The 22,822-nt window shown below is 62.2% G+C and carries 27 protein-coding genes and 2 tRNA genes; 9 read left to right on the top strand and 20 right to left on the bottom strand.

Translation table 11 applies throughout. The annotated features are described in order from the left end of the window. The first annotated feature begins 80 nt into the window (after positions 1-80). From radA to AC1RQ9_RS05875, 3 genes are read left to right on the top strand one after another with little or no spacing between them, the layout of a single operon-like run. The gene (gene radA, locus AC1RQ9_RS05885) at positions 81-1,487 is read left to right on the top strand and encodes a DNA repair protein RadA (protein ID WP_193733087.1); all 1,407 of its coding nucleotides are present in this window, start codon (positions 81-83) and stop codon (positions 1,485-1,487) included. After that, positions 1,484-2,110 (top strand): IMPACT family protein, encoded by a 627-nt coding sequence (locus AC1RQ9_RS05880; protein ID WP_485985980.1) that lies wholly within the window; start codon positions 1,484-1,486, stop codon positions 2,108-2,110. The genes radA and AC1RQ9_RS05880 overlap by 4 nt, the downstream gene beginning before the upstream one ends. Before the next feature lie 59 nt (positions 2,111-2,169). Next, a complete protein-coding gene (locus tag AC1RQ9_RS05875) occupies positions 2,170-2,406 on the top strand; it encodes a DUF3297 family protein (protein ID WP_010509497.1) in 237 nt (78 codons plus the stop codon). Positions 2,407-2,732: 326 nt separating this feature from the next. Here AC1RQ9_RS05875 and AC1RQ9_RS05870 read toward each other — a convergent pair whose 3' ends face one another. The 16 genes from AC1RQ9_RS05870 to AC1RQ9_RS05795 form a co-directional block, all read right to left on the bottom strand. Further along, positions 2,733-4,400, bottom strand: coding sequence for an ArnT family glycosyltransferase (locus AC1RQ9_RS05870; protein ID WP_485985979.1), 1,668 nt, complete (start codon positions 4,398-4,400; stop codon positions 2,733-2,735). Positions 4,401-4,413: 13 nt separating this feature from the next. Then, complete coding sequence (locus AC1RQ9_RS05865) at positions 4,414-5,163, bottom strand: glycosyltransferase family 2 protein (protein WP_193733090.1); 750 nt, start codon at positions 5,161-5,163, stop codon at positions 4,414-4,416. A gap of 21 nt (positions 5,164-5,184) precedes the next feature. After that, complete coding sequence (locus tag AC1RQ9_RS05860; protein ID WP_193733091.1) at positions 5,185-5,679, bottom strand: F0F1 ATP synthase subunit B family protein; 495 nt, start codon at positions 5,677-5,679, stop codon at positions 5,185-5,187. Positions 5,680-5,709: 30 nt separating this feature from the next. Next, positions 5,710-6,324 (bottom strand): F0F1 ATP synthase subunit B, encoded by a 615-nt coding sequence (locus AC1RQ9_RS05855; RefSeq protein WP_010509507.1) that lies wholly within the window; start codon positions 6,322-6,324, stop codon positions 5,710-5,712. Positions 6,325-6,340: 16 nt separating this feature from the next. After that, the gene (locus tag AC1RQ9_RS05850) at positions 6,341-6,565 is read right to left on the bottom strand and encodes an ATP synthase subunit C family protein (protein WP_003616715.1); all 225 of its coding nucleotides are present in this window, start codon (positions 6,563-6,565) and stop codon (positions 6,341-6,343) included. 61 nt (positions 6,566-6,626) lie between these two features. Next, positions 6,627-7,376 (bottom strand): F0F1 ATP synthase subunit A, encoded by a 750-nt coding sequence (locus AC1RQ9_RS05845; RefSeq protein ID WP_019090713.1) that lies wholly within the window; start codon positions 7,374-7,376, stop codon positions 6,627-6,629. A gap of 12 nt (positions 7,377-7,388) precedes the next feature. After that, the gene (locus AC1RQ9_RS05840; RefSeq protein ID WP_193733093.1) at positions 7,389-7,730 is read right to left on the bottom strand and encodes an AtpZ/AtpI family protein; all 342 of its coding nucleotides are present in this window, start codon (positions 7,728-7,730) and stop codon (positions 7,389-7,391) included. Between the two features lie 123 nt (positions 7,731-7,853). Beyond that, the gene (locus tag AC1RQ9_RS05835; RefSeq protein WP_485985977.1) at positions 7,854-8,630 is read right to left on the bottom strand and encodes a hypothetical protein; all 777 of its coding nucleotides are present in this window, start codon (positions 8,628-8,630) and stop codon (positions 7,854-7,856) included. 98 nt (positions 8,631-8,728) lie between these two features. Then, entirely contained in the window at positions 8,729-10,309 is a 1,581-nt protein-coding gene (purH, locus tag AC1RQ9_RS05830; RefSeq protein ID WP_485985976.1) for a bifunctional phosphoribosylaminoimidazolecarboxamide formyltransferase/IMP cyclohydrolase, read from the bottom strand. A 113-nt stretch (positions 10,310-10,422) separates the two neighbouring features. Then, on the bottom strand, positions 10,423-11,235 hold the full coding sequence (locus tag AC1RQ9_RS05825; protein ID WP_485985974.1) for an aminotransferase class IV: 813 nt from the start codon (positions 11,233-11,235) through the stop codon (positions 10,423-10,425). Then, the gene (locus AC1RQ9_RS05820) at positions 11,232-12,614 is read right to left on the bottom strand and encodes an anthranilate synthase component I family protein (protein WP_485985973.1); all 1,383 of its coding nucleotides are present in this window, start codon (positions 12,612-12,614) and stop codon (positions 11,232-11,234) included. Before AC1RQ9_RS05820 ends, AC1RQ9_RS05825 begins: the two co-directional genes overlap by 4 nt. After that, entirely contained in the window at positions 12,607-14,448 is a 1,842-nt protein-coding gene (gene ptsP, locus AC1RQ9_RS05815; protein WP_485985972.1) for a phosphoenolpyruvate--protein phosphotransferase, read from the bottom strand. The genes AC1RQ9_RS05820 and ptsP overlap by 8 nt, the downstream gene beginning before the upstream one ends. Beyond that, positions 14,435-14,731, bottom strand: a complete 297-nt coding sequence (locus AC1RQ9_RS05810) for an HPr family phosphocarrier protein (RefSeq protein WP_408886253.1) — start codon at positions 14,729-14,731, stop codon at positions 14,435-14,437. Before AC1RQ9_RS05810 ends, ptsP begins: the two co-directional genes overlap by 14 nt. Next, complete coding sequence (locus tag AC1RQ9_RS05805) at positions 14,724-15,182, bottom strand: PTS sugar transporter subunit IIA (RefSeq protein ID WP_485985971.1); 459 nt, start codon at positions 15,180-15,182, stop codon at positions 14,724-14,726. The genes AC1RQ9_RS05810 and AC1RQ9_RS05805 overlap by 8 nt, the downstream gene beginning before the upstream one ends. After that, complete coding sequence (gene rapZ, locus AC1RQ9_RS05800) at positions 15,179-16,150, bottom strand: RNase adapter RapZ (RefSeq protein WP_193733159.1); 972 nt, start codon at positions 16,148-16,150, stop codon at positions 15,179-15,181. Before rapZ ends, AC1RQ9_RS05805 begins: the two co-directional genes overlap by 4 nt. 134 nt (positions 16,151-16,284) lie before the next feature. Further along, complete coding sequence (locus AC1RQ9_RS05795) at positions 16,285-16,728, bottom strand: HPr kinase/phosphorylase (protein WP_485985970.1); 444 nt, start codon at positions 16,726-16,728, stop codon at positions 16,285-16,287. A 99-nt stretch (positions 16,729-16,827) separates the two neighbouring features. Here AC1RQ9_RS05795 and AC1RQ9_RS05790 point away from each other — a divergent pair, with 99 nt between their 5' ends. Then, on the top strand, positions 16,828-17,163 hold the full coding sequence (locus tag AC1RQ9_RS05790; RefSeq protein WP_227672678.1) for a RidA family protein: 336 nt from the start codon (positions 16,828-16,830) through the stop codon (positions 17,161-17,163). A gap of 68 nt (positions 17,164-17,231) precedes the next feature. Here AC1RQ9_RS05790 and AC1RQ9_RS05785 read toward each other — a convergent pair. Further along, positions 17,232-17,307: transfer RNA gene (locus tag AC1RQ9_RS05785), tRNA-Ala, on the bottom strand. Between the two features lie 57 nt (positions 17,308-17,364). Between AC1RQ9_RS05785 and AC1RQ9_RS05780 the strand changes: the two genes are divergently transcribed. Both AC1RQ9_RS05780 and AC1RQ9_RS05775 read left to right on the top strand, forming a co-directional pair. Beyond that, positions 17,365-17,772: a YggT family protein gene (locus AC1RQ9_RS05780; RefSeq protein WP_485985969.1), complete on the top strand. Its 408-nt coding sequence runs from the start codon at positions 17,365-17,367 to the stop codon at positions 17,770-17,772. A 102-nt stretch (positions 17,773-17,874) separates the two neighbouring features. Continuing rightward, on the top strand, positions 17,875-18,321 hold the full coding sequence (locus tag AC1RQ9_RS05775) for a YjjA family protein (RefSeq protein ID WP_485985968.1): 447 nt from the start codon (positions 17,875-17,877) through the stop codon (positions 18,319-18,321). A 25-nt stretch (positions 18,322-18,346) separates the two neighbouring features. Here the strand turns inward: AC1RQ9_RS05775 and hemJ are convergent, their stop codons facing one another. Genes hemJ through hemE form a run of 3 tightly spaced genes read right to left on the bottom strand, consistent with a single transcriptional unit; the run spans position 18,347 to position 20,573 of the window. After that, positions 18,347-18,796 carry a protoporphyrinogen oxidase HemJ gene (hemJ, locus tag AC1RQ9_RS05770; RefSeq protein WP_193733104.1) on the bottom strand — a complete coding sequence of 150 codons (450 nt, stop codon included), beginning with the start codon at positions 18,794-18,796 and terminating at the stop codon, positions 18,347-18,349. Beyond that, complete coding sequence (locus AC1RQ9_RS05765) at positions 18,789-19,508, bottom strand: HAD family hydrolase (protein ID WP_485986031.1); 720 nt, start codon at positions 19,506-19,508, stop codon at positions 18,789-18,791. The genes hemJ and AC1RQ9_RS05765 overlap by 8 nt, the downstream gene beginning before the upstream one ends. Positions 19,509-19,511: 3 nt before the next feature. After that, positions 19,512-20,573: a uroporphyrinogen decarboxylase gene (hemE, locus tag AC1RQ9_RS05760; protein ID WP_485985967.1), complete on the bottom strand. Its 1,062-nt coding sequence runs from the start codon at positions 20,571-20,573 to the stop codon at positions 19,512-19,514. Between the two features lie 406 nt (positions 20,574-20,979). Between hemE and AC1RQ9_RS05755 the strand changes: the two genes are divergently transcribed. From AC1RQ9_RS05755 to AC1RQ9_RS05745, 3 genes are all read left to right on the top strand, one after another. Beyond that, positions 20,980-21,624: a Maf family protein gene (locus tag AC1RQ9_RS05755; RefSeq protein ID WP_485985966.1), complete on the top strand. Its 645-nt coding sequence runs from the start codon at positions 20,980-20,982 to the stop codon at positions 21,622-21,624. 98 nt (positions 21,625-21,722) lie between these two features. After that, positions 21,723-21,798 (top strand) — tRNA-Ala (locus AC1RQ9_RS05750). A 346-nt stretch (positions 21,799-22,144) separates the two neighbouring features. Further along, positions 22,145-22,762, top strand: a complete 618-nt coding sequence (locus AC1RQ9_RS05745) for a dTDP-4-dehydrorhamnose 3,5-epimerase family protein (protein WP_485985965.1) — start codon at positions 22,145-22,147, stop codon at positions 22,760-22,762. Positions 22,763-22,822 lie beyond the last annotated feature (60 nt).

The raw sequence follows: 22,822 nt of genomic DNA, 5'->3' as shown, positions 1-22,822 counted from the left end.
GTTTTCACACGCCCTCTGACTTTCGCGGCCGGTCGTTCCATATATGATATACACGATCTGTTCTTGTCCAAGGAGCCATCATGGCGCGTCGGCCCGCTAACCGTTTTGTCTGTCAGTCCTGCGGGGCGGTGTTTCCCAAATGGTCGGGCCGGTGCGACGCCTGTGGTGCATGGAACAGCATTGTCGAGGAAACGGTCGAACCCACGGCAACCGGCGGCACCAACGCCCGCAGGCGCACGGGTGCCCGCATCAACCTTGTCGGTCTTGCGGGCGACACACCACCGCCACCCCGCATTGAAACCCGGATCGGTGAACTGGACCGCGTGCTGGGGGGCGGACTGGTTCCGGCATCCGTCGTGCTGGTTGGTGGTGATCCGGGTATCGGCAAATCGACGCTGCTGCTGCAGGGGGCCTGTGCGCTGGCGCGGGCGGGACGCAAGGTCATGTACATATCGGGCGAGGAAGCGGTGGACCAGATCCGCCTGCGCGCGCGTAGGCTGGGGCTGGAAGCGCCCACGCTGGAACTGGCCGCCGCCATAAACGTGGCTGATATCGTCGCAACGCTGGAGGCGGAAAAGGACCTGGCGCTGGTCGTGATCGATTCGATCCAGACCATGTGGATGGAAACGGTGGAAAGCGCACCCGGCACCGTAAGCCAGGTGCGCGCCTGCGCGTTTGAACTGATCCGTCTGGCCAAGCAGCGTGGCTTCAGCCTGATCCTGGTGGGACACGTGACGAAGGAAGGAGCACTGGCCGGTCCCCGTGTGCTGGAACACATGGTTGATGCGGTCATGTATTTCGAAGGCGATCGCGGCCATCAGTTCCGGATTTTGCGCGCGGCCAAGAACCGCTTTGGCGCGACGGACGAAATCGGCGTGTTCGCCATGACCGATCAGGGACTGGAGGAAGTGCCCAATCCCTCTGCCCTGTTTCTGGCTGAACGGCGGGGACATATCGCGGGGTCCGCCGTGTTCGCGGGCATGGAAGGTACGCGCCCCGTCCTGCTGGAGGTACAGGCCTTGCTGTCGCCCAAGGCGGGTGATGGCGGCGCGCGGCGCGCGGTCGTGGGGTGGGATACCGGACGGCTGAACATGCTGCTGGCGGTGCTGGAAGCGCGATGCGGCATCAAGCTCAACGCCATGGATGTACACCTCAATATCGCAGGTGGCCTGCGGGTGGGGGAACCGGCGGCCGACATGGCGGTGGCCGCAGCCCTTGTATCCGCCGCCACCGGGCAGCCCACCAGTGCCGGTTCGGTCTATTTCGGCGAAGTTGGCCTGTCGGGCGAGATCCGTCAGGTCTCGCAACCCGACACACGGCTGAAGGAAGCCCATAAGCTGGGTTTCGAGCATGCATTCCTGCCGCGCCGCATCGCACGCGGCAACCGTAAGCCCACGGCCCCCGATGGGCTGGGCATACAGGAGATCGGCCATCTGGGCGATCTGGTCAGCCTGTTTACCGGGGCAATGGAGGAGGCGGAGGCGTGAGTGCGCCCGAACGCTTCATGCTGCGCGAACCCGCGATGCTGGAGCGGGAGGTAAAGAAAAGCATTTTCCTTGCACAGGCCGCTCCCGTTTCAACCCCTGCGCAAGCCATGGAATTCATCGCATCCGTCAGTGACCCTGACGCCACCCATAACTGCTGGGCCTATCTGATCGGCCAGACCTATCGCAGTGATGACGCGGGTGAACCCGGTGGCACGGCGGGTCGCCCCATCCTGCAGGTGATCGAGGGGCAGGGTTTCGATCGCACCGTGGTCGTGGTCACGCGGTGGTTTGGTGGCACCAAGCTGGGGGCGGGTGGTCTGGTGCGTGCCTATGGTGGCACGGCTGCGGAATGCCTGCGCACGGCGGAACGCGTCCCGATCGTGGAAATGGTGTCCCTGACATTTGGCTGCGGTTTTTCCGACCATGCCCTGCTGCGCGCGCGGCTGGAAAGCATGGACTGCCAGATAAAAGGCGAAGACTTCGGGGCCGCAGGGGTCGACATGCAGATCGCCCTGCCCGCGATACGCGAGGCGGAGGTCCGTACCCGCATCACCGACATCACCCGTGGGCAGGCCACCATCCGCGCGGTGGAGGAAGACGTGACACCGGGTGTTGGAGACTAACGCTATTGCCGCTATGTCAGACAGCGTTTCACGTTCACCATACGGAAAAAAGACCAACCATGACCGATACCCCGCCGGACCGTCTGTCCGTCAATCCCGCCAGCCCCTTTTACAACGAGTCCCTGCTTGATCGCGGCATTGGCGTGCGTTTCAAGGGCATCGAGAAAAATAATGTCGAGGAATACTGCATAAGCGAAGGCTGGGTGCGTCTGGCCGTGGGTCGCGGCACTGACCGTTTCGGCAACCCGATGGCCATGAAGGTCAAGGGACCGGTCGAGGTCTGGTTCAAGTCCTGACCCTATCCTGAAAAGAAACAGGGGGCTGGCACAGGTAAGCCGATAACGGCTTGATATGCGGCATGAAATTACATCATCGCAGCCGGCTGGCCCTTACTGCCTCAAGATCTCCTTCTGGAGTACTTCGTCGCAGACACATGAATTACTCCAGAAATTATCGGCGTCAGTCGCAATACAGCGTTCCTGTTGTGCCGCAGGCTTTGGGACATCATTGCCGGGCATAATGCCCTAAAAGAAAGAATCATCAGAAAGTTTTTGGTGAAGCTTTTTTCAAAAAGCTTCGAAGAACACCATCTTTTTGAAAAATGATTATTTTTTATCAGTGCTTATGGCGCGGACGATGGGACGACAGCATACAGCCCGATTTCCAGATGCTTGCCCGTCGAGTAATTCAGTCCCGTCTGCTGTCCCAGTTCGTGCACATCCAGACCATTTTCCATGATTCGGGCACTGAAAGCGCCCAGATCCTGCGCCCCTACCAGCGCCATGCCGCATCTGGGGTTCTGCTGCAGGAAATCTGCGGCGGCCGTGGCATTGATCAGGCGCGTATCCTGACCCAGCAGGAATACAAGGCTGGGTTCCGAATCTGATGTCGAGGCCACGATAGTCCGCGCGCAGGGACGGTGCGCATCCACCATCGCCGCAAGGCGTGGACTGAGCCAGATGGTCTGCAACCGGGGAATGACGGTCGTGAACAGCCCGACATGGATGATGACGGCAGCCGCTATGGCCGCCATGGCCGCCCGCAGCGCATCACGGTGCAGGATCAGGTAACCCGACAGGCCTAGCAGCGGCAGCGCACCGGCAGGCACCAGCATGGCGGCAGGGGAAACCATGCCTTCCATGCGCCACAGCAGCACCGGCCCCACAAACGCAAGCACCGACCCAACCGTAAACCAGATCAGCCCATAAGCCGCAATCAGGCTACGCCCCCATATCGCCCGTGGCCATTCCCAGTCTGTCGGAAAGGAAACAATCGCCGCCGCTGTCAGGATGGCAATGGCCGGATAGGTCGGCAGCACGTAATGCGGCAGCTTGGTCGCAATAGCCTCGAACACCATCCAGTGCGGCACGATCCAGCACAGCAGATAACGCACATGCGGCTGAAACCGGCGTTCCCATACAAAAGGCAGGCTCATGGCCGCAAAAACCGACCCGGGCCAGAAGGCAATGGCAAAGACAATCAGATGATAGCCGGGTGGCAGGCCATGCGTTTCCTGCCCGCTGGCGACCTTGCCCAGAAAATTGCGCCCGACCGCCCGTGAAAAGAAATCGCCGTGACTGATAACCCCGATGGCGATGCACCATGGCAGCACAATGGCCAGCATGACCAGCCAGCCCCATGCCGGCCGCAGCCGTTTCCACCAGTCAATACGCCGTTCCACCAGCGCCAGCGCAAGGGGGGTGCCAAAACCCGGAATCAGGATAACCGGTCCCTTGAGCATCAGCCCGCACCCCAGCGCGGTCCAGTACAACAGGGCCGCGGCAAGCGGGGTGGCAAGGTCACGTTCACGGTCCAGATATGCTCGCAGCAGCCCGCATTGTGCCAGCAGCACAAACAGCAGCAGGGTCGTATCAATGGTGGCCATCCGGCCTTCGGCCGTCATCAGCACCGATACCGCCAGCAGTGCCGCCCCCAGCAGGCCACACATGGGGCCGAACAGGGCCGCGCCAATCCACGCGGTCAGCACTGCGGAACCGGTCACCGCCAGAAGCGAAGGAATACGATAGGGCCAGACCGCATGCGCGTCCTGCATGCCCGTCAGGCGGACAGCCGTGGCTTCAAGCCAGTATATGCCAGCAGGCTGGAGATAGCGGGGCTGATCCAGAAACCGGACATCGACATAGTTGCCGCTGTGCAGCATCTGTGCCGTGGCTTCCATGTAACGCGGTTCATCACGGTCCAGCGGTGGAAGCGACGCACGCCCCGGCAGGAACAGGAAAAATACGGACAGCGCCACAAGGATATAGTGACGCAATGTCAGACGCGTCATGGGCACGGTCCCTTCAGCGTTCGGTAACGCGTTTCGGTATCCTGGCGCGGTTGTTAAGCCACATTACACCCAATATGTCCCGGATGCCGACAATGGCCCGTTTGAGATTGGTATATTTGGAAGATCCATGCAGCCGGTTACGGTGATCGACCGAAAGACAGGCCAGCGGTACGCCCCGCCTGCCCATAAGGGACGGCAGGAAGCGGTGCAGCCCCTCAAACTGGGGCAGTCCAAGGAAATCCACGCGCCGGAATGCCTTCAGCGACGCCCCGGTATCAGGGCAACCATCATCAAGCAGGCGACGGCGCAGGCCATTGGCAAAACGTGAGGCCAGCCTGCGCGACATGGTATCACGCCGTCTGGTTCGCACGCCCACAACCAGGGGCGCGCGCCCTTTTGCCATGCGGCACATTTCCAGCATGGCGGCGAAATCAGCAGGATTATCCTGTCCGTCACCATCCATCAGGATGACCCACTCACCGCGCGCGGCTTCAATGCCGGTGCGCAGGCCAGCGGATTTTCCGTAAACCGTATCATGACCAAGGATACGCAGGTCAGGCAGGATGCCGTCACGCCTTACGGCTTCAAGCTGTGCGACCGTATCGTCTGTGCTGCCATCATCAACGAAAATGACTTCAGCCCCGGGCAACTGGCCAAGGACATCGGAAATTTCCTGACATACAGGCCGAATATTCGGCCCTTCGTTCAGTACTGCCGCGATAATGGAGACAATGGGACGGTCGTCCGCCCCATTACCTGACATGCCGGTTGTCACCAATGATGATCAGGCAGCACGCTGGGACAGGGCCGTCGGCAGGTCACCGATGGACTTGTCAATGATCTTGCCGTCCGTATCTGCGGGCAGGCTTGCAGCCAGCGTTTCACGCGTGGCCTGAATGGCGATATCAACAGCCGTCTCACGCACTTCGCGCAGGGCGGAACGTTCTGCCGAAGCAATCCGGTCCTTTGCCATCTGTTCGCGCCGTGCGGCGATTTCCTCGGCGTCCTTGCGGGCCTTCAGTGCGATATTGGCGGCTTCGCGCAGGGAATGTTCAACCAGTTCCTTGGCTTCGGCCAATGCCGCTTCGCGGTCACGCGTCGCGTCCTCAAGCATCTGCTCGGCTTCACGGCGCAGGCGCGCTGCTTCATCAAGCTCTGCACGGATGCGCTCCGCCCGTCCGTCCAGCGCGCTCACCAGGGGTTTCCATAGTGAACGCCCGAACAGGACAAAAAACAGGACAAAGGCAACAGCCGACCAGAAACGGGGATCATGAAACATGATTATGACCTGTCTGTCTTGGGCAGCGGGTCAGAGACCACGTGCTGCCGCAGCAGAACCGACCTTTGCCGTCACGAAATCGGCCGGGGCGGCAATGCCGGATAACTGATGGATCAGCGTTTCCGCCGTCGTTGTCGAAATCTCACGCACGGATGCCAGCGCCTGCCCGCGTGCCTGGGCAATGCGGGTTTCGGCATCCTGGATTTCCGTCGCCAGACGCGCGTTCATTTCCTCGGTCTGCCGGGCGGCGGCAAGACGCGCCTCCTCGACAACCTTGTCCACATTGGCCTGTGCATCAGCCAGTGCCTTGCGGCGGGCTTCATGCAGGTCGGCCACTGCTTCATCAGCGCGGGTCTTGGCCTTGTGCGCAATCCCGAGATCCGTCTCGATCGTCTGGCGACGCAGCGACAGGACCTTTTCCACCTTCGGCAGGGCCGAACGGCTCAGCAGAAGGTAAAGTACCAGGAAAATGCCAGCGCCCCATACCACCTGTCCGATGACATAGGGATTGCCGAAATCAAGCTGGGGCATGCCCTCGGCGCGCGCGCCAGGGGCAACCATGGCCATCAGCGGCAGAGCCAGCGCGGACGAGGCCAGAACTGTCCCCGCCCTTCGGATGTTGTCATACATCACGGCGCGCGCCATGTTCGCCTCCAGCGTATCAGACGAACAGGATCAGGAACGCGATCAGAAGCGCATACAGGGCGACGGCTTCCGTCAGGGCGAAGCCCAGCATGCCGAGACCGAACACGTGCGGACGCGCGGACGGGTTGCGCGCGATGCTGCTGACCAGCGTGGAGAAGATGTTACCCAGGCCAATGCCAACGCCAGCGAGGGCGATAACGGCGATACCGGCACCAATTTCACGGGCTGCTGCGATATCCATGTCTTGTTTTCCTTGTTTCAGACGTTCTGGATTGAAATAGATGGAAGCGGGGTTGGGGCCTTTAGTGGGCCACCGCCTCCCTCAGATAGATGCAGGTAAGGATTGCAAACACGTAGGCCTGCAAGGCACCGACCAGCAATTCGAGTGCCATCAGCGCGATATTGATGACCACGGGACCAACGGCGATGATGTCACCGAAGAAGCCCAGACCGGCCAGCATGATCGTGAAGGCGGCAAACATGTCGAACATCACGTGACCGGCGACCATGTTGGCAAACAGACGGATCGACAGGCTCACGGGACGCGAAAGAAAGGAAAGGATCTCGATCGGGATCAGCAGCGGGGCCAGTGCCTTGGGGGCGCCGGCGGGCATGAAATGGGCGAAGAACTTCGCCCCCTGCACCTTGAGCGACACGATGATCGAGAGGCAGAACACCATCAGCGCCAGCGCCAGCGTCACGGCGATATGGCTGGTGAAGGCAAAGGAAAAAGGCAGCAGGCCAAGGTAGTTGCCAGCCAGAATGAAGAAGAACAGCGTGAACACGAACGGGAAGAAGGCACGGCCTTCCGGACCAATCGTATCAACCGCCATGTTATGGATGAAGTCGTAGCACATTTCAGCTGCGGACTGCAGCCGGCCCGGCACCACCGCCGCGGGACGCATGCCCACGTACAGGAATGCCAGAACCACAATGGCGGCAACAATCATCATCATGGGGGACTGGCTGAACCGCAGGGATTCGCCAAGTGCACCCAAAACTGGATGGAGCTCGAACTGACCGAGCGCGTCGATGGATGATCCGGCCGCCAACTTCGTTCTTCCCTATATCCGTCCAGAGCCGTCGTCCGGCCCCTTTGCCTCAGTGTTTATGGCATCGGGCCTGACAAGACGCCAGACATTAAGCACACCTGCCACACCACCCAGAAGCGAAAAGACGATCAGGAACCAGGGCTTCGTATGCAGCCAGTGGTCAAGCCCCCAGCCAATCGCAACCCCGACCACCAGCGCCGATACAAGTTCCGTTCCCGACCTGATCACCAGGCCCAGATCGGACAGCGTCCCACCGGTGTCGCGGGCAGCGGGCGCGGGCGGGTTCATACGCTCGCGGGCTGCTTCCAGTCGCCGGTCAAAGGACTCGTCGGACGGGTCGTTATCCTTATCCACTTCTCGCACCTCCCAAGGGTGCAGGCGCTAGCTAACGATGCTGCAATAACCTGTCAAGCAAGGGGTGGCAAACAAACGTGCCATCCCTGCATCTTTTTTCCCCGGTGGGGGTTCAATATGCCCTTATTCGCCGGAAGAACCACCGGGAATGACATCATAACCGGCGCTGCCGGGAAACGCGCCGGGCGGCGGGGCGTCGGCGGGTTCGACATGGATGGCCTGGTTGACGTCAGGTCCGATCTCACGTGCGTTGATGGCGGTTCCATGATCCCCTGTCACACCGGTGCCGATGGCGTGCAGCGTCGCCCCCGGCTTGAGCCACGCGACAAGACGGGTTGCATTCTTTTCACCCACATACACGACGCTATGGTCACGCATGATCACACCCTGCGCCTTGCCCTGCATGTCATACAGGGGGGCAAGGATGGTCCCGTCCACCGGCACATCGGGGCCGATGCTGGGGGAATCAACCACCGGGGCCGTGGCGGATGCGGGCGGATGCACGTCGGCGATACGGCGCCCACGCGGGCCGCTGACGGCATAGGCACGTACGATCGGCTGGCTTATGCCCTTCAGGCCATTGACGCTGACCTGTTCACCCGGCCGGGCGATGGTGGACAGTTCTTCCCCCAGATCGTGGGAAAAGAAAACCTGTGTCCCGTCCCCCAGCAGCATGCCAGACACCTGGCCCGCCGGGGTCAGGATATACTGCACAAGCTGTCCCGTGGTGACCGGCAGCGGCGTCATGTCGAACACCGGGGTTACCTGCGCCGCAGCCGGGGCGGCCGGCGCGGGCTGTGCGCCACCCCTGCTGGCGGCATGGACACCGCCCGCCGCCAGACTGCCAGCCACAAGCACGCCCGCAAGCAGGCGGCAGGAGGAACGTCGATGAATGTCCATGCGGGTACCCGTCTTTCGTCTGTCTTAACCCCGGTCGTCCACCGGGCGTGCTATCTCATGCCATCCCCGGCGCACAGGCAAGGGGCCTTGCTGTAGGATCAGTGCCGGAAATGGCGCATACCTGTGAAGACCATGGCGATGCCGGCCTTATCGGCGGCGGCAATCACCTCATCATCACGGATGGAGCCACCGGGCTGGATCACGGCTGTCGCCCCTGCGGCGATTGCGGCTTCCAGACCGTCCGCGAAGGGGAAGAACGCATCCGACGCCACGACACTGCCCTGGGTCAGCGGATGGTCGATGCCCGCGGCCTTCGCGGCGTCAGCGCTTTTGGTGGCGGCGATGCGCGCGGAATCAACGCGGCTCATCTGCCCCGCGCCAATTCCCACTGTGCTCTGGTCCTTGGCATAGACAATGGCGTTCGACTTGACGTGCTTGGCCACACGGAAGGCAAAGATCAGATCCGCCATTTCCGCCGGAGTCGGCGCGCGTTTCGTCACCACCTTCAGCGCATCGGGCATGATGCGGCCGTTATCGCGTGTCTGGGCCAGGAAGCCACCCGCCACCGAACGCACCACCACACCACCGGCCGCCGGGTCAGGCAGGGCGCCGGTCAGCAGCAGGCGCAGGTTCTTCTTGCGCGCAAGAATCTCACGCGCTTCGGCACTGACATCGGGGGCGACGATCACCTCCGTGAAGATCGCGGCGATGCGTGATGCCGCCTCGGCTTCCAGCGTGCGGTTGAGTGCCACGATCCCGCCAAAGGCCGAAACCGGGTCGCATCGCAGCGCCTGGTCCCATGCTTCGGCCTGCGTCGCCGCCACGGCCACGCCACAGGGGTTGGCGTGCTTGACAATCACGACGGCCGGGGCGTCAAATTCGGCCACGGCCTCGAATGCCGCGTCGGTGTCATTGATGTTGTTGTAGGACAGGGATTTGCCCTGCACCTGCGTTGCCGTGGCCACGCCGGGGCGGGTGGAGCCATCGGTGTAGAAAGCCGCCTTCTGGTGCGGGTTTTCGCCATAGCGCAGGCTTTCGCGCTTCTCACCCGCCACGATCATGCGCGGGGGCAGCACCTCGCCTTCCTGCTTTGCAAACCATGCGGCAATGGCGGCGTCATAGGCGGCCGTGCGGGCATAGGCCGCACCGGCAAGCTTCTTGCGCTGCGCCAGCGTGGTGCCACCATTTTCCAGCGCGGTGATGATTTCACCATACTGCGCCGGATCGGTCACAATGGCGACATGGGCGTGGTTCTTGGCCGCCGCACGGATCAGGGCCGGACCGCCAATGTCGATGTTCTCGATGCAGTCCTCCGCTCCCGCGCCGGACGCCACCGTGGCCTCGAACGGGTACAGATTGACGGCCACAAGGTCGATCGGGGCGATCTTGTGTTCTTCCATCTGGCTGACATGCGTGGGCAGGTCACGCCGGCCAAGGATGCCACCATGCACCTGCGGCACTAGTGTCTTGACGCGCCCATCAAGGATTTCCGGAAAACCGGTATGTTCGGACACATCACGCACCGGGATGCCGGCTTCGCGCAGGGTACGGGCGGAACCACCCGTCGAGAGGATCTCCGCGCCATGGGCGACAAGGGCGCGGGCAAGGTCAAGCAGGCCCTTCTTGTCGGAAACGGAAATCAGGGCACGCCGAACCGGCACGGTCTTCGGGGGGGTCATCAGCAGGTGACCTTTCACGCAAGCTGGAAATGGGCCAATCCGGGTGGATTAGTCCAACCGCGTGATGCGGGGCAATAAGCGAAATGCCATAACTGCTCCATTGTGGGCGGAAATCAGCCCTGACAGGCCGCCCGGAGGGTCGCCAGCAGGTCGGGGCGGCGTGGTAATGCAACCCCGTCCCATGCCAAGACTTCCCGCACGGACAGGCTGTTGAGGGTGAAGACCGCCGCCGCCTGGCGCAACCGCGCGGGTGAAATACGCCCCACCTGCACGATCCCTGCATCCACCAGCACCCCACGGGCCGTTCCGGGCAATGCGCCATCGCTGACCGGGGGGGTGACAGGCTGCCCGTCAAGGCAGGCGACCAGCGTGCTGGCGCTGGTTTCAGCCACGAAACCCGCATGGTTGAGCAGGATGGCATCATCCGCCCCCTGTTCCGCCGCCTCCATCCGCGCCAGAATGGATGGCAGGTAATTCAGGCTTTTTATCCGTGACAGGATGCTGCCCTCATCACGCCGGTGGGATGCGGTGACCAGACGCACCGGGGTTGCGGGCGGCAGGCCGGATGAAGCGGTCAGCAGCACTGTTGGCGAGACCTGTGCGGGCGGCAGCAGGCCGCGTGGTCCCACCCCACGGGTGCAGGTCAGGCGCAATGATCCCGTTTGCAGCCCGCTGGCATCCAGCAGGGCCGCAATACCCGCCGCAATGGCCGCCCGGTCAGGGGATGGCAGCCTGATGGCCGCCGCCCCCTGCGCCAGACGGTTCATGTGGCGATCGAAATGCCGGACCTGTCCGTCCGCAACCCGCATGGTCTCGAACAGGCCATCGCCCAGCAGGAAGCCCCGGTCCGCCGTGTCCACGCATGCGCCGCCCGCAGGCAGGATCCGGCCATTGAGCCATATGGGCAGGGAAACGGGTGCGGTCATGGAGATCCTCCATCCGGGCTGTCATGGAAAATATCCAGCAGGGCCGCGATTTTCAGCTGCATTTCACGATATTCACGCATCGGGTCGGATTCAAAGGTGATGCCCCCGCCCGCCGCCGCGATGATGCGCTCCGGCGTCATGGACAGCGCGCGGATGATGACGGAACTGTCCATGGCCCCATCGCACCCGATCCATGCCACCGTGCCGCAATAGGCCCCACGGGCGGAGGCCTCCAGTTCATCAATGATCTGCATGGCGCGATGCTTGGGCGCGCCCGTAACCGAACCCGGCGGCAGTGTGGCGGCCAGCAGGTCGAAGGCATCACAGCCCGTACGCAGTTGCCCCGTGACCTCGGACACCAGATGGTGGACATGGGCAAACCGTTCCACGCCAAACAGTTCGGGCACGCTGACGCTGCCGATACGGGCCACACGACCGATGTCATTGCGCATGAGGTCCACGATCATCAGGTTTTCGGCCCGTTCCTTCGCATCATGGCACAGGTGGCGGGCCAGTTGCGCATCTTCCGCCGCCGACCGGCCGCGCGGGGCGGTGCCCTTTATGGGCCGGGTGCGCACCGTGCCATCGGGACCAAGGGCGATGAACCGCTCGGGCGAGGCACTGAGCAGGGCAAATGCCCCATCACATGACAGGAAAGCCCCGAACGGCGCGGGGGATCCGGCCCGCAACGCACGATAGACATCCACCGGCCCAAGCCCGGCGGGTCGGGCGGCATACATGCGCCCGGTCATGTTGACCTGAAACACCTCGCCCGCCGCGATCCGTTCCACCGCCTGCGCCACACCGGCGCGATAGGCCGCGCCATCCTGATCCGGCCTGAAAGGCAGGGCGGGCAATGTGGGGATCGCCCCTGCCGGACCAACCGCTTCCCACTGCGCCACCAGACGGGCAACCCGATCAGCAGGCAGGGCCACAGGGTCATGACCCGCCAGCCACGCCCGGCCCTGCAGACGGTCAAGGACAAAGGCATGGTCATAAATACCGAACGCAGCCTTCGGCTGCGTCGGGTCATCCTTATGCCGGGTCATGATCCCCGTCCCGCGCAGCCCTGCGCCGTAACCGGCAAACCCGATCGCCCCACCGGCAAAAGGCAGACCAGCAGGACAGCCACCAACCGGCAGAGCGTCCCGCAGCACCGCCAGCAGGTCACGGTCCACCGCCACGCCATCCAGCCAGCATCGGCCTGCACGCTGGACCACCACATGCACCGGGTCACGGCAGATGATAACCCAGCGCGCCCGGTCACCAACCGTGCCCCCGCTATCCAGACAGGCAAGCCATGGCAGGTGTCCCCACGCCGCCAGTATGGCGTCCACATCCCGCCAGGGCAGGGGCAGGCTTACGCCGTCCCTAGCCATCCCCGGGGTGTCGCAGGTCGTGGGTGTAGGTTGCCAGCATGGTGCGGACTTCATCCCCATCCGTCGCTTCCAGCGCGCGGCAGGCCATGCGGCGGCAGTCATCCATGGCGGCCGCCCGGATCGCCCGCTTCACCCGTGGCACGGCGGAGGCATGCATGGAAAAGGACCGCACCCCCAGCCCCACCAGCAACGGCACCGCCAGCGGGTCGGACGCCAGTTCCCCACAGACGGAAACCGGCCTGCGCTGGCGCAGCCCCGCATCCGCCGTCATGCGCACCAGCCGCAGCACCGCCGGGTGCAGCGGGTCATACAGGGCCGCCACATCCGCTGCCGCCCGGTCGGCGGCAAGGGCGTACATGGTCAGGTCATTGGTACCGATGGCCAGGAATTCGGCTTCCTGCGCCAGCACATCGGCCATGAGGGCGGCGGCGGGCGTTTCAATCATGATGCCAAGTGGCGGTAACGGCTCGGGGATTTCCATCCCTTTACGCCGCAGCCTGCGCCCGACGCGGGCATAAATGTCACGTGCGGCCCGTACTTCCCCCACCCCGGACACCATGGGCAACAGGACCCGGACCGGCCCCGCATGGGCCGCGCGCAGGATGGCGGCGAACTGCGTTTCCAGCAGGGCGCGATGCTGAAGCAGCAACCGGATGCCCCGCACGCCCAGCGCCGGATTGACATCGCCCCCATTGCCAATACCCACGACGCGTGACAGGGCATCGCTGTTCTTTTCACTGCCCCAGTCCACCACGCGGATCGTGACCGGGTCGCCCGCCATGGCCTCGATCAGGGGCAGATAGATGGCTTCCTGCCGCGCTTCATCAGGCAGGGTATCGGTATTCATAAACAGGAATTCGCTGCGCAGCAGGCCAATGCCCGCCGCCCCCGACTGCGCCACCATCGGCAGTTCGGCCGGGATTTCCAGGTTGGCCTGCAGCGTCAGCACTTCCCCGCTGGACAGGCGGGCGGGCAGCCGACGCAGCCGGCCCAGCATCTGGCGTTCACGCGCATAGGCCGCGACATCCACCCGTGCCGCCGCCGCCGTGCGGCTGGAGGGGCGGATAATGACCTGCCCCGTTGTCCCGTCCACCACCAGGCGCGTGCGCCGCCGCACCTGCGCCAGCAACCCATGGGCAGCCAGCACGGCGGGAATGCCCAGCGCACGCAGCAGGATGGCGGTATGCCCGGTACTGCCGCCTTCTTCCGTCACGACGGCGGCAATGCGGGAGGGATCGATCAGGGCGGCATCGGCGGGGCGCAACTGCTCGGCGACCAGAATGGCCCCGTCCGGCAGGGCGGAAAAGGAACGATAGGGCGTGCCACTGAGGTTACGGACCAGCCTGCGCCCGATTTCACGGAATTCGCCCGCCCGCCTGCGGGCCGCCACCGCGTCCTCGCCCTGTGGCGCGGGACGGTCGGGCGGTGCGAGCATGTGGGCGGCCAGCGCCTCGGTTTCCTGCATGACGGCGGCTTCGGCCAGCATGCCGTGTTCCAGCCGCCCCTCGATCCCGCGCCGCAGGCGCGAAGGTCCCAGCATGCGCCGATAGACTTCCAGCAGGGAGCCAATTTCAACCTGCCCGTCTTCCGGCAGCAGGGCCAGACGGTCATGCAGCCGACCAAGCTGGGCCACGGAACGGCTTATGGCATCATGCAGACGGGTACGTTCATGCGCCGGGTTACAGTCCCGGCGCGCCATATCCACTGGCGGGGGAACCGGTTCATGCGCGACAGCGGCGTAACCGATCGCGACACCGGGGGAGACAGGCTGGCCTTCCAGCCGGATTTCTCCCGCGCGGGGACGCTGCTGCGGACGGCGTTCAGTCGCCTTCATCAAACCCGGCCCCGACCAGCCGCACCAGCGCCGCAAGCGCCTGCGGCCCCTGGGGACCGGTGGTGGTGATGGTGATCGTCTCGCCCCTGCCCGCGCCCAGCATCATGAGTCCCATGATGGAATGGCCCGAAACCGTCATGCCCGCATGGGTTACATCAACACCCGCATCGAATTTTTCCGCGACCGTCACAAATTTTGCAGCAGCCCTAGCATGCAACCCGCGCTGGTTCACGATCTCCGCATCCATCCGGTGCGGCACGGGCTGTGTCGCTGTTTCAGCCACCGTGGCCTGCCACGCTGTCCGCCTCACCCACGCATTCCCCCACACCCGACAGGCATGCCGCCGGCAGGTGGGACGCCACGGATATGTAACGCCTGCCCGCCGCTTCCGCGCCGTTGAGGCATTCGCGCATATCCGCCTGCCCGCGTATCTGCGCCAGCTTGACCAGCATGGGCATGTTTACCCCCGCCAGCACTTCCACCCGGTCGTTTTCCAGCACGGAGACCGCAACATTCGATGGCGTGCTGCCGAACATGTCGGTCAGCAGGATGACGCCCTGCCCGCTATCAACCGAGTCGATGGCCCGTTGCAGGGCATCGCGGCATGTGCCGGGCACAGCGGTGGCGGTCACGTTGAACACCGCGGTCTGCGCCTGCGGGCCGACCACGTGTTCGAGTTCCCCCTTCAGGGTCTCACCAAGGATACCGTGCATCACGAACACAAGACCGATCATTTCGGGTCCGTCTGCTCCGTTGTTTCCGACAGCCCGCGTGGCCGATTGGCCCACCGCCAGCTGCTGCGGCCCTGACGGGCCAGTTCACGATGCATGATAACCACAGGCCATGCATCATGTGGATGGGTATTGTCCGCACGTTGCGCAAGCCTGCGGGCCAGTGCCTCCACCAATGTGACGGAACGGTGCCGCCCGCCCGAACAGCCTATGGCGATGGTGGCGTATTTCTTTCCTTCGCGCACAAAACGCGGCAGCACCAGTTCCAGCAGCCCTACGATACGGTCGAGGAATTCCTGATAATCGGGATCACGGGCGACATAGGCCGCCACGTCCGCATCCAGTCCGGTCATGGCGGACAGGGTGGAATCATAATAGGGATTGGTCAGGAAACGGGCATCGAACACCATATCCGCTTCACGCGGGAGGCCTGCCGGAAAGGCAAATGACATGAGGGCGACTGTCAGGCCATCGAGTCCCCCCGCCGTCCATTCCCCGAAACGGGCCTCGACCAGTTGCCGCAGTTCCGGTGGTGGCAGGTCGGAGGTATCGATCACCACATCCGCCGCTTCACGCAGGGGGGATGTCAGGGCGATTTCGGCCTCGATCCCTTCCTTTACGGTGCCATGGACGGCCTGCGGATGACGCCTGCGGGTGGCGGTATAGCGACGCAGCAGCACGCTTTCCTCGGCCGTTGCGTAAATCAGTTCAGCATTCAGGCCCGGGTTGACGCGCAACCGCGCCAGCGCAGCCAGCACGGCAGATGCATCGAACCCGCGCGTGCGCGAATCCACCCCCACCGCCACGGGACGTTCGGCACGGGCCACGATTTCATCCAGCATGCCCAGCGGCGGATTATCGATCACTTCGTGCCCCAGATCCTCCAGAATGCGCAGAATCGAGGACTTGCCCGCGCCGGACAGCCCGGTGACAAGCAGGATACGACGGGGAAGTGGCGTATCTTCATGCATGGTGTCAGTCACACAAAACCCTGACTTCTGTCAGCCCCATGGCCAATGACAGATCGCTGTATCATGGCGGGATCGAAACCTTTTCATGAACCCATTGTTCCCTGAACGGGCGACAATGGAAAGTGGTGACGATATCACATCTGCCTTTCATCAAGCAGTTGCCTGCGACCGGCAACACAGTCCAGCACCAGCCCGATCCGGGCAACGGCGGAAGGCCATGCCGGATCAATGAAAAACACCGGCTGCCCCACGACCTTATCACGGTGTGGCGGCGGGGGGAGTCGCGGTGGATGGTCAGCCGGGGAAACCAGCCTTGCAACCGCCACAACACGCACGCGCGCCCGATAGCGCATGCGCACGATCCCGATACCGCGCACCTCCAGCAATCCGGACAGGGCTACGGGCGCGCTGGCCCAGCCTTCGTGCAGGCAGACCCGGTCATCGGCCACCAGGTCATAGCCTGCGTCAATCAGGCGCAGCAGCAGGTCGGACTTTCCCGCCCCCGACGGGCCGGTCAGCACGATACCCTGTGCCCCCCGCGCCGCACAGGACGCATGGATCTGGACCGGATCATTCATGGAAAGGAGGTTTATCCGAAAGTCGTCATTTCGGGGATGGAAAATTTTTTATGGACAAAACATGACCATTTTGTGATTCTGGCTTCAATGGAAGAAAACATGCCGTTCCACCCTTCGCCGGAAGTACATATCCGGTGCCTGACCGGCGTCGATGCCACGACCGGGCAATTCCCGACCGAGCTGTTTCCCCAGATCAGGCAGGCACTGGCCACGGGCATGACCCGGCTGGGCCAGCATGGCATGACTGCGGAAAACGTGACCCGCGTCACCTTTACCCTGCGTGAGACCGATGGCTTCAGCGCCTGCTTTCCCCTGCTGAATGACCTGTTCGGCCGGACCTGTCCTGCAACGACGCTGCGACTGGTCAGACAGTTCGAACATATGGGGCAGCTGGCTGAAATCGAACTGGTGGCCATGCCCCCTGCCGACGATTGAGAAACGTAAACGCCGCCAGTCATGGACTGGCGTTCAACCGGATCAGGTTTTTATCGGAAGAAGGATGGTGGTGGAGCTGAGGGGAATCGAACCCCTGACCTCCTCATTGCGAACGAGGCGCTCTCCCATCTGAGCTACAGCCCCACAATCCTCGCGCGATACATACCGTGCGCGGGCCGCAAGTCAAGGCCCATTTTTGGTATGCCAATCGCTTTCCTTCCCTGCCCGCCGCGTTCATGGCAGTTGTATGCGGGCGTGACGGACACTAAATTCCAGTTCCCATCATCCATGAAGGTTGACCCGTTGATCACCATTATCTTTAACCTGCTGGCTGAACTCATACAGCTTTATTACTATGTGGTGATGCTGGCCTGTCTGTTCAGCTTCCTGCTTGGGTTCGGCATCCTGGATCCGCGCAACCAGATTGTCTGGAATATCTCGAACTTCCTGTTCCGCATGACCGAACCGGTCCTGCGTCCCATCCGGAACATCATGCCCAATATCGGCAACATCGACCTCAGCCCGCTCGTCCTGCTGCTGCTGCTGCAGTACGTGGTGATGCCGGTCATGGGCAAGATTTACGGAATGCTCATGGTCGGTATTGCATAAAAGCCGGGGCTACGGGCTATCCCCTGTGCGCCGTAGACGGATATAACAGGTCATACAGGCCTTGGTTTTCCTTCGGCCCGGATTTCAGGAGTTTATCATCACATGAAAAAAATGAACCGTTTCCTGGCTCTCGCCGCGGCCCTGCCACTTGCTGCCGCACTGTCCGGCGCGCCCGCGCATGCACAGGGTTTCGGTGACCTGACCGGTGGTTCGGGTGGACTGGGCAAGGCGAGCAGCCTGCTTTCGGGCAGCGGCCTGAACGTGCCGTCTGTCTCATCGCTGGCCCCTTCCAACGTCACGGGCCTGCTGAGCTACTGCGTGCAGAACAACTACCTGCAGGGCAACAGCCCCACCACCCTGCTGTCATCACTGAAACAGAAGGCGGGTCTTGATACCTCCAGCAACCAGTATTCCAACGGCCAGAACGGTATTCTTGATACCGGCAACGGCAATACGTTCTCTCTGTCATCGCTCAGCGGCAACCTGAAGCAGAAGGTCACGACCAAGGTCTGCAACGCCGTGCTGAAGCAGGGCAAGTCCCTGCTCTGATCCGGCAAACGGATGTCCGCCCGGTTCAAAACGGGCGGACAACCACCATGATCACGATGATCATCATGAGAACGGTCGGCACTTCATTCGCCATGCGATAGAACCGTTCGGGCCGCGTATTGCGGTCATTGGCAAAATCCCGCCGCCAGCGACCGCACGCGCCGTTAAATCCCGCCATCGCCAGCACACAGGCAAGCTTGGTGATCCACCAGCCCGAATGCCAGTCGATCAGCCCGGGAATGGCCGACAGCAGGCCCCCGAACAGGAATGTGCTGATCATGGCCGGCATCATGATGAAACGCAGCAGCTTGTATTCCATCACCTTGAAGCGTTCGGATTCAGCCGTGCCCGCCGCCACCTGGCAGTGGTAGACAAACAGCCGCGGCAGATAGAACAGCCCCGCCATCCATGCGATGAACGACATGATGTGGAATGCCTTCAGCCACAGCATGATGGAAGCCAGCGCGTCAATCATGCGCGGCACCCTGCTGTTTCTGGCTATCCAGTATACGCCGCAGCAGCGGCACGAATTCATTCAGATGCGTGATCCGCAGCAGTCCCGGCCATGATGGCGCGGGCAGTTCGGCCGGCCGCAGCAGCACACATCCCATGCCCGCCGCCTGCGCCGCGCGTGCACCGGTATCGGTATCGGTATCTTCCAGCACGATGCAGTTTTCAGGCGAAACACCCTGCGCCTTCGCCGCCGCCAGATAGACTGCCGGGTCCGGCTTGGGCTGGCCCATGTCGCGCGCGGAATGGATATGCGCGGGCGCGATCAGGGCATCCAGACCGGTACGGCCGAATTTCGCTTCCATTTCCATGACCGAGGAATTGGAACCGATACGGTAGGGTAGCCCAAGGCCCGACACGCCACGCAGCATGGCGGGGGCACCGTCTATGGTTTCCGCCTCACTCCGCATGAGAATGACAAGATTGCGCTGCATCTGCGCAGGCCAGTCATCGGGTAGGGCAATGCCCTCCGCCTGCTCGATTTCATGCTTCAGCGCCGTCAGGGCATGGCCCGCAAAACGGTGGACCGCGTCCTCATCGCTTATGGCAAGGCCATATTCGCGCAGGTTGCGGGCAATCATGCGGCATGACGGCCCTTCACTGTCGATCAGGACACCATCACAGTCAAAAATGACCAGCTTGAGCGCGCCATCAGGACGCAGGGCGGCAGGCAGCATCATTCATACATCCCGTATGGTCTTGATCAGATCGCCCACATGTTCGGGGGGCGTGGTCGGAATGACCCCGTGGCCAAGGTTGAACACGTGGGGGCGTCCCTTCATCGCATCACGGATGGCGCGGGCTTCGGTGCGCATGCCTTCCCCCCCGGCCAGCACGCGGATCGGGTCCAGGTTGCCCTGCAGCACCAGCGTATCCGGCACCTTTTTCGCCACGGCCTTCATGTCGGCCCCGGTATCGAGCGCCATCGCGTTCACGCCCGTCACGTGGCCGTATTCAATCGCCATAAGCCCGGCTAGGCGCGGAAAGCCGATCACCGGCACATCGGGGTGGCGTGCATTGATGATTTCGGTAATCCGGCGCGCGGGTTCGATGACATGCTTGCGGAACTGTGACGGCGGCAGAAGCCCCGACCAGCTGTCGAACAGCATGACCGCTTCCGCCCCGGCCGTGATCTGGTCGCACAGCATGTCCGCCGTGGATGTGGTCAGCAGGTCGATCAGCCGGTCAAAGAATGCCGGGTCGGTATAGGCCAGCCTGCGCGTTTCCTCGAACTCACGCGAGCCATGGCCTTCCACCATGTAGCACGCCACCGTGAACGGGGCGCCGGCAAAGCCGATCAGCGTGACCTGTCCCGGTTTTGCGGGACCGATCGCCTCCGGCCCGTCAACAGCTTTGCGCAGCCGGGACAGCGTTTCCATGACCGGCTGCGTTGCCTCTTTCACCCGCGTGGGATCCAGACGCTCCAGGTCGGCCATCGAACGGACCGCCCCGAGGACAGGGCCCCGACCCGGCACGAATTCCAGTGACTGCCCCATTGCCCATGGCAGGATGAGGATATCGGAAAACAGGATCGCGCCATCCATGCCAAAACGGCGGATGGGCTGCAGCGTGATATCCACTGCCATGTCCGGTGTCATGCAACGGGTTATGAAATCCGCCTTTTCACGCAGTGCCCGGAATTCTGGCAGGAACCGGCCCGCCTGCCGCATCAGCCATACCGGAGGTGGCCATGTCGCCTCTCCCAACAGGGTGGCGAGCAGGGGTTTGCGTGTTTCAGTCATCGATCCGTCGTTCTGTTTCGTTGTGGCCGGACTATCTCGTACTTTCGTCGTGACGGATAGCGGGCAGGTGAGACGCGCGCGCCTCTTTCAAAACAATAAAAGAAAAGAGAAAGAAATTTTTTGATGTGCTTTAAGTGCTGTGGATGACGGGGTACCCACGTTTCCGAAAATGTACCCCACTTTTCCCACAGAGTGTACAGTTTCCGACTCCAAGGATTCCCGTGGCCGTGGGGAGTTATCCAGATTGTACCGACATGGGCCTGTGTACAACCCACCGCGAACGGAGGTGTACCCGTTGTCCACGGTACTCGGTACGGCGCAGAATTGTTTGGAGTACTGTCCCCATGTACCCCAGTACTCGAACGCACCGAATTTCGTGTTTCACTTCGACAGTACGGAGAGGGTGATGCCAGACGACTCGAATTTAGTACTAAAGCCGCTGCCATTACAGGCGGAGTCGCCGCCGATAGTACTGGCCAGCCGCTCTGCCGCGCGGCGGAGTCTGCTGGAATCAGCGGGGATTCGGGCGGATTACCGTGCGGCGGATGTGGACGAACATGCCATTCGCGACCGTGCCCGCGCCTGCGGGATGGAAGCAGGCCAGACAGCCCTTGAACTGGCCCGGGCCAAGGCGCGCGCCATCAGCGTGGACAATGGCGCGGCCGTGATTGGCGCGGACCAGATGCTGTCATGCGATGGGGCATGGTTTGACAAGCCGGAAAGCATGGACGCCGCCCGACAGCAGTTACGCACGCTGCGCGGCAGGCCCCATATGCTGCATACGGCGGTGGTGATGCTGCGTGACGGGGCCGAGGTCTGGCGGCACGTTGCCTGCCCCGTGCTGCACATGCGTGCCTTCAGCGATTCCTTTCTGGAGCATTACCTGGCGATGGAGGGCGATGCGATTCTGTCCTGTGTCGGGTGTTACCGGCTGGAAGGTATGGGCATTCACCTGTTTTCCCATATAAAAGGCGAACATTCCGCCATCATGGGATTGCCCCTGCTGGCATTGCTGCAGGCGTTGCGGGCACAGCGTATCATCATGCAATAAATTGGTTTGCGGGGGGTTGCATTGCCAGGATCTTACGGTTATACCCCGCGAACCAGACCACGGCGGGCCATGAAAAATGGCCGGTCAGTCAGGACAGTGGGGCCATAGCTCAGTTGGGAGAGCGCCTGAATGGCATTCAGGAGGTCAGGGGTTCGACTCCCCTTGGCTCCACCAGATTCCTTATCTGGTAACCCCCCTTGAAATACAAAATCCGACAGGTCACCTAGTAGGCTGATAAAAGGTCTATGAACTGAAATGTCCTGAATAAGATTTTTTCAAAAAAAGCGGCACCCAAAAAATTTTATTACTTTTTTATCAACGACTTTTGCGCCAATGCATAAAATCTGTTTCCGAGCTGCCTTAATCGGTTCGTAACACGTGCTGCGTTAAAACTGCATTTCATACGAATGAAACGCGTGACCGGTCCGGCATGCGTCCGACCGAATGAAAAGCAGATCCGGATGCAGATTTTAAATGATGACCCATCCATGCCCGCATCGGGGCATGACCACCTGTCCATATGTCGGGCACGCCGTGGATGATGGACAGGAATCCCGTCCTGCCTGTCGCGTCCGCCGGGTATGGGGGGCAGGACGCTGAACTGGCGGCACTGTCGCTTAGCGGAGTGTATGTACTGACATCCCGATCAGGTCACCATGCCGATCCCGATGCCACCCTTTTGCACCGGATCGGTATGGAAGGGGACTTCTCATACAAGACCTGCCTCCTGTCGCATCACAGGAATCACGTCAGGGGTCTGTCCTGTCAGATAGAACCCGCCCCGCAGGGCAGACTCTTGCAGTGTGAACGTGGCGCGGTGTGGAGCGTGGTGGTGGATGTGCGCACTGGCTCCCCTACCTTCGGGCAATGGGTCGCGGAAACCCTGAGTGCCGGAGATGGCCGACAGTTATGGATTCCGCCGGGATTCCTGCACGGGTCATGCACGCTGGATGACCGGACGGCGATCCGTTACCACTGCACCATTCCACCACAACGGCAGTATGAACGGACCGTGCGCTGGAATGATGAAGCACTGGGGATCGGGTGGCCCGTGGCGGACATGCAGGCTGTCCTGTCCCAGCGGGACCTGTTGGCAGCGCCTTTTTTCAGCGTGATCAACTGGTTTGAGTATGCCTGATTATAAAAAATGAAGGTTTTTGGGCACCGACTTTTTTCAAGAAGGCGGCGTTCCCTGAAG

The organism is Komagataeibacter ossonobensis (genome assembly GCF_057359305.1).
The sequence above is the reverse complement of the archived record's forward strand: the minus strand, read 5'-3'. Positions and strand labels throughout refer to the sequence as shown.

Coding starts and splice junctions, on each gene's coding strand:
- radA (WP_193733087.1), top strand. CDS start 81: ATGGCGCGTCGGCCCGCTAACCGTTTTGTCTGTCAGTCCTGCGGGGCG.
- AC1RQ9_RS05875 (WP_010509497.1), top strand. CDS start 2,170: ATGACCGATACCCCGCCGGACCGTCTGTCCGTCAATCCCGCCAGCCCC.
- AC1RQ9_RS05870 (WP_485985979.1), bottom strand. CDS start 4,400: ATGACGCGTCTGACATTGCGTCACTATATCCTTGTGGCGCTGTCCGTA.
- AC1RQ9_RS05865 (WP_193733090.1), bottom strand. CDS start 5,163: ATGTCAGGTAATGGGGCGGACGACCGTCCCATTGTCTCCATTATCGCG.
- AC1RQ9_RS05860 (WP_193733091.1), bottom strand. CDS start 5,679: ATGTTTCATGATCCCCGTTTCTGGTCGGCTGTTGCCTTTGTCCTGTTT.
- AC1RQ9_RS05855 (WP_010509507.1), bottom strand. CDS start 6,324: ATGGCGCGCGCCGTGATGTATGACAACATCCGAAGGGCGGGGACAGTT.
- AC1RQ9_RS05850 (WP_003616715.1), bottom strand. CDS start 6,565: ATGGATATCGCAGCAGCCCGTGAAATTGGTGCCGGTATCGCCGTTATC.
- AC1RQ9_RS05835 (WP_485985977.1), bottom strand. CDS start 8,630: ATGGACATTCATCGACGTTCCTCCTGCCGCCTGCTTGCGGGCGTGCTT.
- purH (WP_485985976.1), bottom strand. CDS start 10,309: ATGACCCCCCCGAAGACCGTGCCGGTTCGGCGTGCCCTGATTTCCGTT.
- AC1RQ9_RS05825 (WP_485985974.1), bottom strand. CDS start 11,235: ATGACCGCACCCGTTTCCCTGCCCATATGGCTCAATGGCCGGATCCTG.
- AC1RQ9_RS05820 (WP_485985973.1), bottom strand. CDS start 12,614: ATGGCTAGGGACGGCGTAAGCCTGCCCCTGCCCTGGCGGGATGTGGAC.
- ptsP (WP_485985972.1), bottom strand. CDS start 14,448: ATGAAGGCGACTGAACGCCGTCCGCAGCAGCGTCCCCGCGCGGGAGAA.
- AC1RQ9_RS05805 (WP_485985971.1), bottom strand. CDS start 15,182: ATGATCGGTCTTGTGTTCGTGATGCACGGTATCCTTGGTGAGACCCTG.
- rapZ (WP_193733159.1), bottom strand. CDS start 16,150: ATGCATGAAGATACGCCACTTCCCCGTCGTATCCTGCTTGTCACCGGG.
- AC1RQ9_RS05795 (WP_485985970.1), bottom strand. CDS start 16,728: ATGAATGATCCGGTCCAGATCCATGCGTCCTGTGCGGCGCGGGGGGCA.
- AC1RQ9_RS05790 (WP_227672678.1), top strand. CDS start 16,828: ATGCCGTTCCACCCTTCGCCGGAAGTACATATCCGGTGCCTGACCGGC.
- AC1RQ9_RS05780 (WP_485985969.1), top strand. CDS start 17,365: ATGCCAATCGCTTTCCTTCCCTGCCCGCCGCGTTCATGGCAGTTGTAT.
- AC1RQ9_RS05775 (WP_485985968.1), top strand. CDS start 17,875: ATGAAAAAAATGAACCGTTTCCTGGCTCTCGCCGCGGCCCTGCCACTT.
- hemJ (WP_193733104.1), bottom strand. CDS start 18,796: ATGATTGACGCGCTGGCTTCCATCATGCTGTGGCTGAAGGCATTCCAC.
- AC1RQ9_RS05765 (WP_485986031.1), bottom strand. CDS start 19,508: ATGCTGCCTGCCGCCCTGCGTCCTGATGGCGCGCTCAAGCTGGTCATT.
- hemE (WP_485985967.1), bottom strand. CDS start 20,573: ATGACTGAAACACGCAAACCCCTGCTCGCCACCCTGTTGGGAGAGGCG.
- AC1RQ9_RS05755 (WP_485985966.1), top strand. CDS start 20,980: ATGCCAGACGACTCGAATTTAGTACTAAAGCCGCTGCCATTACAGGCG.
- AC1RQ9_RS05745 (WP_485985965.1), top strand. CDS start 22,145: ATGTCGGGCACGCCGTGGATGATGGACAGGAATCCCGTCCTGCCTGTC.